Genomic DNA, 9,856 nt, shown 5'->3' on the forward strand with positions numbered 1-9,856 from the left:
CTCGTAACGGGTGACGTGAAGCGGGTTACGCGCGCTCGCGCGCGGCGCCCGGCACGCGGGCGGCAACAGCCTGGCGCGAGCCCGGCCGGCCGATCGGGTGGTATTCGATGCCCTGCTCGCTCATCGTCTCCGGCTCGTACAGGTTACGGCCGTCGAAGATCACCGGCGTCTTCCACAGGCGGCCGAGCGCGACGAAGTCGGGGCTCTTGAACGCCTTCCATTCGGTGACGATCACGAGCGCATCGGCGTCGCGCGCGGCCTGCGCTTCATCGTCGACGAAGCTCAGGCGCTCGAGCCAGCTCGGGTGATCGGCAAGATCGAGCGCGATCACGCGGCGCGCTTCCTGCTGCGCGACCGGGTCGTACGCGGCGATGCGCGCGCCGCGCGACAGCAGCTCGGCGATCAGCTCGCGGCTCGGCGCCTCGCGCATGTCGTCGGTGTTCGGCTTGAATGCGAGGCCCCAGATCGCGAACGTGCGGCCCGTCAGGTCCTCGCCGAAGCGCGCGACGATCTTGTCGGCGAGCACGCGCTTTTGCGTCGCGTTGACCGACGACACGGCCTTCAGGATCTGCAGCGATTGCCCGTGCTCGTCGGCCGTGCGGATCAGCGCCTCGACGTCCTTCGGGAAGCACGAGCCGCCGTAGCCGCAGCCGGCGTACAGGAAGTGATAGCCGATGCGCGGATCGGAGCCGATCCCGCGGCGCACGGCCTCGATGTCCGCGCCGAAGCGGTCGGCGAGGTTCGCCAGCTCGTTCATGAACGAGATGCGCGTCGCGAGCATCGCGTTCGCCGCGTATTTCGTGAACTCGGCCGAGCGCACGTCCATGTACAGCGTGCGCTCGTGGTTGCGGTTGAACGGCGCGTACAGCTTCTTCATCAGCTCGCGGGCGCGCTCGCCCGGCACGTCGTCGTCGCAGCCGATCACGATGCGGTCCGGCCGCGTGAAATCGTCGACCGCCGCGCCTTCCTTCAGGAATTCCGGGTTCGACACGACCGAGAACATCTGGTCGCCGCCGCGCTTCGCGAGCTCCTCGGCGACCGCCGCGCGCACGCGCTCGGCCGTGCCGACCGGCACCGTCGACTTGTCAACGATCACCTTGAAGCCCGTCATGTAGCGGCCGATGTTGCGCGCCGCCGCGAGCACGTATTGCAGGTCGGCCGAGCCGTCCTCGTCGGGCGGCGTGCCGACCGCGATGAACTGCACGTCGCCGTGCGCGACCGCGGCCTCGACGTCGGTCGAGAAACGCAGGCGGCCGGCCGAGCGGTTGCGCGCGATGACTTCCTTGAGGCCCGGCTCGTGGATCGGCACGCCGCCGTTGTTCAGGATGTCGATCTTCGCCTGGTCGACGTCGAGACAGAACACGTCGTGCCCGATGTCGGCGAGACAGGCGCCGGTGACAAGACCTACGTAACCGCTGCCGATGATAGTCAGATTCATGATGTGTCGGACCTCTTGACCAATGATTCGAAATTCGTAAAACCGGAATGCCTGCGCGGGAGTGCATCTCGAGAAAACATCGAGCCGTCCCGAGTTTTCCGCCCCGCAGGAAGCCCCCTTTGGGGATGCTCCCCTCGGGCGGCCTGCGCGAAGCGACGGATCCCGGGGCGCTCAGTAAGCGTTGCTGCCGGTGAAGCCTTTCCACAGCGTCAGCGCGACGATCTTGATGTCGAGCCAGAACGACCAGTTCTGCATGTAGTACAGATCGAGCTTCACGCGTCCCATCATCTTCTCGATCTGGTCGGTCTCGCCGCGAAAGCCGTTGATCTGCGCCCACCCGGTGATGCCGGGCTTGATCCGGTAGCGGAACATGTAGCCCTTGACCAGATCCTTGTAGATGTCGTCGTGCGCGAGCGCATGCGGGCGCGGGCCGACGACCGACATCTCGCCCTTCAGCACGTTGATGAACTGCGGCAGCTCGTCGAGGCTCGTGCGGCGCAGGAACCGGCCGACCGGCGTCACGCGCGTGTCGTTCTTGGTCGCCTGCGTCACCATGCCCGCCACTTCCTGGTGCACCTTCATCGAGCGGAACTTGTAGATCTCGAACTCGTGCCCGTCGATGCCCTTGCGTTTCTGGCGAAAGAACACCGGCCCGCGCGACGTCAGCTTGATCAGGCCCGCGATCAGCAGCATCACCGGCGCGAGCGCCGTGAGCGCCGCCAGCGCGAACAGCCGGTCGAACACGAACTTCGGCAGGATCCGCACGTCGGTGATCGGCGACGCCGCGAGGTTGATCGCCGGCACGCCGAGCACCTCGACCACTTCCTGGTTGAAGAACGACAGCGTGCGCACGTCCGGAATGAAACGGATGTTCACGAAATCGTGGCGGAACACCGTCACGATCTGGTGAATCCTCGGCTCCTCCGAGATCGGCAGCGTGAGCCACAGCTCGCGAATCGCGCGGCTGCGCACGAGCCACACCAGCGATTCGAATTGCCGCTCGATGCGCACGTCGTCGAGTGCGACATCGCCCGGCGCTTCGCTTTCGTCGTACACGCATACCGGGTTGAAGCCCGCCTCCGGCCGCGCCCGCATCTGCGCGATCAGCCGCCGCGCCGCCGGCGTACCGCCGACGATCGCGACCGCCTTCAGGTTGTAGCCGCCGCGGCGCAGTTGCCGCAGCACGACGTGCACGCACGCCTTCGAACCGGCGAGCAGCGTCATCGTCACGAGCGCCCAGTAACCGAGCCACAGCCGCGACAGGTCGCCCGACTGGTGAAAACTGAAGCTCATCAGGATGCCCGCGAGCTCGACCACGAGCCACGCGAACGCGACGCGCCCCATCAGCCCGACCAGACGCTTGCCGCGCCACGACTGGTAGATGCCGATGGCCGGAAAGAACACCACGACCAGCAGGCAGTCGAACAGCACCGTCGTGCGCTGCAGGTCGTTGAGCCAGATGCTGCCGTCGTGCAGCGCAGCGGCGATCAGCGCCCCTGCCACGACCATCGCGATATCGATGACTCTCGCCAGCACGCTCAACATGTCTGCTTCCTCTTTGAACAGGCGTTTGCCGAACAGCTCCTCGTGCAGCCCGTGCCGCACATTCGATTCAAACGTTGCATGACGCTATTGAAGCGACAAGAAAATCGCCCCTCAAGCGCACAAGTATTTCGAAAAATAATCGGAAATTCTTGCCGCGAACTTTTTGATTTAATTCGGCACGTTTTCCCGAATCGATCGGGAATCGGGAAGTTTTCGGATACTTTACGTTCGCCGCGAGCCCTTTGCCGGCACGGGATGGCCAACAATTCCCGGAATTATTTTTTATTTTTTTATTTGCATCCGATGCGATCGCGGAAAATTTTTCCAGATGAATGCCCGGCGAATATCAGCCAATGGACCCGGTTTTATTGTCGATTTACTTCATGCTACAACGACAGGCACTGACTTCAACCGTGGAGAGTGTCATCATGAATGCTCCGGCCGTGGCAGCCGAAACGCGCCAATCTTCTTCCGCCGCCCCCGCCTCCGGCACGCGCCTCGCCGTGCAGCCGGTGATTCTTGCCGGCGGGTCCGGCACACGCCTGTGGCCGATGTCGCGCGAACGCTTTCCGAAACAGCTCATCGGCCTGCTCGGCGATCATTCGCTGCTGCAGTCGACCGCGCTGCGCCTCGACGGCCTAACGGCCGACCACCCGCTGAACGACGACGTGCTGATCGTGTGCGGCGAGGATCACCGCTTCACGACCGCCGAACAACTGCGCCTGACGGCCAAGCCCGCGACGATCGTGCTCGAGCCGCTCGGCCGCGACACCGCGCCCGCGCTGACGCTCGCCGCGCTGCGGCTCGTCGCCGACGGCAACGATGCGGTGATGACCGTGATGCCGGCCGACCACGCGGTCGCCGACCTGCCGCGCTTCCACGCGGCCGTCGCGGCCGGCGTGCACTGCGCGGCGCAAGGCAGGATCGCGACGATGGGCATCGTGCCCACGCATGCGGAAACCGGCTACGGCTACATCCGCGTCGGCGCACCGCTCGGCGACGCCGCGACGGGCGACCTCGACGTGCGCCGCCTCGACCGTTTCGTCGAGAAGCCGCACCTCGAACTCGCTCAGCAGTACGTCGCATCCGGCGAGTACTGGTGGAACAGCGGCATCTTCATTGTCCGCGCGTCGGTGTGGCTGAAGGCGATCCGCCAGCTCGAACCGGCGATCTACGCGGCCTGCGAACAGGCCATCGCGCAGGGCAAGGCCGATGGCGACTTCTTCCGCGTCGATCGCGATGCGTTCGCCGCGTCGCCGTCGAACTCGATCGACTACGCGGTGATGGAGCCGCTCGCGAGCCTGCCGCAACTGTGCGAGAGCGTCGTCGTGCCGCTCGACGCGGGCTGGTCGGACGTCGGCTCGTGGGACGCGATCTGGCAGATCTCGGAGAAGGACGAGGCCAGCAACGTCGGCCGCGGCCACGTGCTGTTCGAAGGCGCCGAATCGACCTTCGCGCATTCGGAAAGCCGGCTCGTCGCCTGCGTCGGCACGCAGAACCTCGTCGTCGTCGAAACGCCCGACGCCGTGCTCGTCGCGGACAAGTCGCGCGTGCAGGACGTGAAGAAGATCGTCGGCCGCATCAAGGCGCAACAAGGCGCGGAAGCCACCGATCACCGCAAGGTGCATCGCCCGTGGGGCCACTACGACTCGATCGACATGGGCGAGCGCTTCCAGGTGAAACGCATCGTCGTGAAACCGGGTGCGCGACTGTCGCTGCAGATGCACCACCACCGCGCCGAACACTGGATTGTCGTGCGCGGCACCGCGCGCATCACGCGCGGCGACGAAACGTTCCTGCTGTCCGAAAACGAATCGACGTACATCCCGCTCGGCGTATCGCACCGCCTTGAAAACCCGGGCATGATGCCGCTCGAACTGATCGAAGTGCAGTCGGGCGCGTATCTCGGCGAGGACGACATCGTCCGCTTCGACGATACCTACGGCCGGCAGTGACGCGTCAAGCGCCGGGGGCGCCGCTGCGACAGCGGCGCCCCCGGTGTGGCAAGCATCGAAAGACGAAGCTTCCGCGCGGGTGTCGTGGCACACGACGGCCCGCGCGTTGCGCTGGAACGGCGCTCAACCTACGCGGTACGCGTATTCGCGGCGCTCCGACTGCACGGGATCGTTGCGGCTTTCCGACAACGCGCCCGCGTGACGCTCGGCGATGAAGCGCTTGATGTCCGACTCCGCACGCGCCAGCGCGGACAACCCGGCCAGCACCTCGCTTTGCGGCGCACGTGCCGGCTCGTCGCTCGCACCGTGGCGATCGATCCACTGGCGCGCCCAGTCGAGCGCGAACTGCTCGGCTTCCTCGGCATCGGTGAAACGCGGACCGATGAGGCCCGAGCGCTCGACGCGCCGGTCGTCCTGCGAGATCTCGGCCCACGCGCGATACATCAGGTTCTGCACGGGCTGCGCAATGCCGCAGATCGTATAACCGCGATACTCGTCGACTTGCGGTTCGGCCGCGGCGAAGCTCGCCGACGACGCACGCGCATGGCGCAGTTCCGCCGCCTGCGTACCGGGCACCACGAACGACGCGCCGGCCGGATCGGCCACTGCGTCGTTCGGCATCGCGCTCAGCGACGCGCCCTCGCCCTCCCAAACGTTTGCCTGCGCGACCGGCAATTGCCACGACTCGGGGTTTTGCCAGAACACGCCGCGCAAGCGATCGTTGTCGGGCACGGGCTCCGCGCGACGCGCAGGGACGACCGGCACCGGCGGCGGCGGAATATACGCGAACGTGCGCCCGCTGAACTGGGTCAGCACGTCGATCATCTGCAACAGCGTGCCGCTCGCGAGCCACTCCTCGTAGCGACGACGGCACGTCGGCCCGGACGGATACCGACCGGGCAGCTTGGACCAGGCTTCACCGGTCGTCAGAATCCAGAGCACCGCGTTGGCAACGACGCGCGGTTCGGCTCGTGGACGCCCACGACGATTCAGCCGGATGGGTTCATCGGCGATCAGCGTTGAAAGACGAAACCACTCTTCATCGTTAAGCTCATCGAAGAACATAGTAGATCTCTCCACGCAGCCAGGCCGGGCTGCGATTGGCGGCGCCGTCGCGACACATCGCGTCGCGGGGCGGCCAGGTTGCACATTTATGCTTATCCGGTGTTGTGCATGCCGGCCGACACCGCACTTTCACGGTGCCGGAATTCCCGGCAATGGCGCACAAATCGCGGTCTCACTCCAATGTGGGAATTTTTGTGCACGAAGCATACCATCCTCAGGGTTTATCTCAATATGACAATGACTTAATGTTACGCACTGAAACAACCTGCCATGGATACGCAATCTATTTACGCTTGAATTTTTTTGCGAGATCTTTATGCCCGGCGCTGCAAAGGCCCGTCCGGCGGGGCTCTGCAAGGTATGAAGAATGGCCTCCGCTGAGCGGTTAGGGGCTGTTCCGACCCTTGCCTGAAACAATCGCGGGAATCGCTTCCTAAAATCGGTAAATCAGGGAAAATTGCGTAACAAGATATTCACGAATCGGTAAATCGTTCAATATCCGTGCAGCTGAATTATCTCCGTGCACAATCTCTTTATTGTTTCCCTGCGAGTGATGAAAGCACGGTGACGCGGGATGCACATAGTTTCTCCGCATGCAAGCGCGGGGGGTCTGTTACATCTTCGCGGCGCCGAGCGAACGGCCACGCCGTATCGCACGCGGAAATCCTGTTTCGGGTCGGAACGGAAAAGCGGAATAGGCCGCGCAGGACGCGCGGCGGTCGTGTCAGCGCAGGTCGCCGGCCAGCGACGCGGCCACGTCAGGATCCACGCGCTGCGGCGGCATCGTGTAGGCCGGGTGATCGCAGCCGATCGACAGCGCCGCCCCGTCCTTGAGCGCCGCGCGCATCGGTGCGTCGAGTTCGAAACGCACGAAATGCACGGCCGACGTCTTCTCGTCGTTGTCGCGCTCGAGATCCTCGTCGGCGATCGCGTAGACGCGCGCCTGCCCGTCGATCTGCAGGTACACGCGATCCTCGATACCGATCAGCCGCGCGAGCGCCGCGCGCCGCTCGATCTCGTGCTCGTATTCGATCTGCATCGTCGCCTTCAGGTTGGTGCCGTCGGGCACGAGCGGCAGATACGCGTCAAGTTCGCCTTCGATGCCCGCCTCGTCGAAGATCTTCTCGATGTGCAGCATCTCCTGGATCTGATAGCGGATCGTCGTCTCGTCCTCGAACAAGAAGCGCAGATGGTTGCCGAGCGCGACCGCGCGGCGGCGCTTGTACGCGACGAGCCGCGCGTGTTCGGTCCTGCGGATCTTCGCGTACGCTTCGAGCGTCAGCAGGGAGTCGCGGGTCAGCGTCATGGATTGTCCTCGTGGGTCGGCCGGCATCGGCTCAGATGCCGTATGCGCGGCGCAGCAGCGTGAGCGGATGCGCGAGCGGCGCGGACGGCAGCCCCTTCTCGTCGATGCCCTGCACGATGTGATGGCCGGCCAGCGCGCAGTCCGACGACACGAAATCCGGCTGCGGCTCGGCCATCGCCTTGAACACGGGCGTGCCGATCCGCATCGCGTCCGCATGGAATTCCTTCTTCACGCCGAACGTGCCCGCATGGCCCGAGCAGCGCTCGACGACATTCACGCGCGTATCGGGCACGAGCGACAGCGTGTCGGCCGTCTTGCGGCCGATGTTCTGCACGCGCGCATGGCACGGCACGTGATACGACACGGTGCCGAGGCCGGTCTTGAAATCGGTCTTCAGCAGCCCGTCGCGATGCCGCGCGATCACGTATTCGAACGGATCCCAGAACGCGTCGGCCACCGCGCGCACCGCTTCGTCGCCGGGGAACATCAGCGGCAGCTCGCTCTTGTACATCAGCACGCAGCTCGGGATCGCGCCGATCAGCGCATAGCCTTCGCGCGCATAACGTTCGAGCACGGGCAGGTTCACGTCCTTCTTCGCGGCGACACCCGCGAGATTGCCCTGCTCCAGCAGCGGCATTCCGCAGCACGCTTCGCGCGTGACGAGCTCGTACGGAATGTCGTTGTGCGCGAGGATCGCGAGCAGGTCGTGGCCGATGCCGGGCTCGTTGAAATTCACGTAGCACGTCGCGTAGATCGCGACCTTGCCGGGCGTACGTTCGCCGTCGCGCGCGGGCGGGTTGTCCGAGCGCTTCGCGGCGCGCCGGAACTTGCGCGGCGCGAACTCCGGCAGCCACGCGTTGCGATCGACGCCGAGCGTCGCTTCGAGCGCATGGCGTGCGGGCGGCGTGCGGTGGACCGCGTTCACCGCCTGCGTGACGATCGGGATGCCCGCGAAGTGGCCGAGCGCATCGGTGTTCGACAGCACCTTGTCGCGCAGCGTCGCTTCGCCGCGCTTGTAGCGCGCCGCCTTGCCGCGCAGCATCAGGTGCGGAAAGTCGACGTTCCATGCGTGCGGCGGCACGTACGGGCATTTCGTCATGTAGCAGAGATCGCACAGATAACACTGGTCGACGACCTTGCCGAACGCTGCCTTCGGCACTTCGTCGATGCCGCCCAGCGGCGTGTCGTCGACCAGATCGAACAGCGTGGGAAACGCGCCGCACAGCGACACGCAGCGCCGGCACCCGGCGCAGATGTCGAACACGCGCGTCATTTCCGCATCGATCGCGGCCTGGTCGTAGAACGCATCGGACTGCCAGTCGAGCGGATGCCGGGTCGGGGCTTCGAGACTGCCTTCCTTGTGGGGCATGAGGCGCTCCAGCGTGGCGCGCATGCGCGCGAGCGCGCCGCCCGCGCGCTGCGGGCGGCGATGAACGAACGGCCGGCCGCTTGCGGGTCACACGGTCGTACCGTGCGGCCTGCGGCGGCGGTCGTCTCAGTCGACGAGGCTGTCCAGCGCCTTCGTATAGCGATTCGCGTGGCTGCGTTCGGCCTTCGCGAGCGTCTCGAACCAGTTCGCGATTTCGTCGAAGCCTTCGTCGCGCGCCGTCTTCGCCATGCCCGGATACATGTCGGTGTATTCGTGCGTTTCGCCGGCGATCGCCGATTCGAGATTCAGCCGTGATGAACCGAACGGCAAGCCCGTTGCCGGATCGCCGACGGCTTCCAGGTATTCGAGGTGGCCGTGCGCATGGCCGGTTTCGCCTTCGGCGGTCGAGCGGAACAGCGCGGCGAGGTCGTTCTGGCCTTCTACGTCAGCCTTCGAAGCGAAATACAGATAGCGCCGGTTCGCCTGCGATTCGCCTGCGAATGCGGCCTTCAGGTTCTCTTCGGTTTTGCTGCCCTTGAGGTGAGCCATTTGCGCCTCCGTGCATTGTGCCGGCGCATCGATGCGCCGGACCGAATGACTGATTGTGGGGAACGATGCGCGCAGCGTGGCACCTGCCGCCAGCATCGTGTTGTGTAATCTAGGCGCTCGAAGGGGCATCCCCCAATTGGCTTTTTCAATGCAGTCGATAGCGATCGACCGGTGCCGGGCGAACGATCGTGCGAATATGCGCACGATACGATGCGCAATCAATAACGCATCGCTCCGGGGCAATGACATCATGCCCCGGCGCGATGCGTGTCGCGCGGGGCGTCGCCGACCGCGCGACGCCCCGCTCGCCCGGCCCGGTGTGTGCGGCCGGGCAAACGACGTTTACCGCACGTCGTCGGCAGGCGACGGACGCACCATGTAGCTGACGATGCGCCCCGGCCCGGACACGCGCCCCGCGCTGAACACGTTGCCGTAGCTGCTCGTGACGCCCGACGACTCGTTGTACAGGCGGCCCGTCACGGAGACCGAATCGTCGCCGTGCAACGTGCCGTTGTTGGTCACGTTGCCCATGACCTTGACGGCGCCGGCCTCGATCGTGCCGCTGTTGGTCAGGTTGCCCATCGCGGAGAGCAACTTCTCCGCGCGCAGCGTGCCGTTGTTGGTCGTAT

8 protein-coding genes are annotated in these 9,856 nt (G+C 65.3%); 1 reads left to right on the forward strand and 7 read right to left on the reverse strand.

The window, feature by feature from the left end; all coding sequences use genetic code 11:
* Positions 1–25 precede the first annotated feature (25 nt).
* Positions 26–1,438: a UDP-glucose dehydrogenase family protein gene (locus tag OEJ37_RS17655; protein WP_175943297.1), complete on the reverse strand. Its 1,413-nt coding sequence runs from the start codon at positions 1,436–1,438 to the stop codon at positions 26–28.
* Positions 1,439–1,609: 171 nt separating this feature from the next.
* Positions 1,610–2,983, reverse strand: coding sequence for an undecaprenyl-phosphate glucose phosphotransferase (locus OEJ37_RS17660; protein ID WP_174418442.1), 1,374 nt, complete (start codon positions 2,981–2,983; stop codon positions 1,610–1,612).
* A gap of 428 nt (positions 2,984–3,411) precedes the next feature.
* Between OEJ37_RS17660 and OEJ37_RS17665 the strand changes: the two genes are divergently transcribed.
* Entirely contained in the window at positions 3,412–4,938 is a 1,527-nt protein-coding gene (locus tag OEJ37_RS17665) for a mannose-1-phosphate guanylyltransferase/mannose-6-phosphate isomerase (protein WP_175943299.1), read from the forward strand.
* A gap of 123 nt (positions 4,939–5,061) precedes the next feature.
* Here OEJ37_RS17665 and OEJ37_RS17670 read toward each other — a convergent pair whose 3' ends face one another.
* From OEJ37_RS17670 to OEJ37_RS17690, 5 genes are all read right to left on the reverse strand, one after another.
* Positions 5,062–6,003 (reverse strand): transposase, encoded by a 942-nt coding sequence (locus tag OEJ37_RS17670; RefSeq protein ID WP_174418467.1) that lies wholly within the window; start codon positions 6,001–6,003, stop codon positions 5,062–5,064.
* Positions 6,004–6,727: 724 nt separating this feature from the next.
* The gene (locus tag OEJ37_RS17675; RefSeq protein WP_174418444.1) at positions 6,728–7,309 is read right to left on the reverse strand and encodes a DUF3501 family protein; all 582 of its coding nucleotides are present in this window, start codon (positions 7,307–7,309) and stop codon (positions 6,728–6,730) included.
* Positions 7,310–7,340: 31 nt separating this feature from the next.
* On the reverse strand, positions 7,341–8,678 hold the full coding sequence (locus tag OEJ37_RS17680; protein WP_174418445.1) for a heterodisulfide reductase-related iron-sulfur binding cluster: 1,338 nt from the start codon (positions 8,676–8,678) through the stop codon (positions 7,341–7,343).
* 126 nt (positions 8,679–8,804) lie between these two features.
* Positions 8,805–9,227 carry a rubrerythrin family protein gene (locus tag OEJ37_RS17685; protein ID WP_034185149.1) on the reverse strand — a complete coding sequence of 141 codons (423 nt, stop codon included), beginning with the start codon at positions 9,225–9,227 and terminating at the stop codon, positions 8,805–8,807.
* 342 nt (positions 9,228–9,569) lie between these two features.
* Positions 9,570–9,856 (reverse strand): hypothetical protein (locus OEJ37_RS17690; protein ID WP_411859266.1); only part of this gene is annotated, 287 nt, incomplete at its 5' end.

It is taken from the genome of Burkholderia sp. BKH01 (genome assembly GCF_025685725.1).
Classification (GTDB): domain Bacteria; phylum Pseudomonadota; class Gammaproteobacteria; order Burkholderiales; family Burkholderiaceae; genus Burkholderia; species Burkholderia pyrrocinia_C.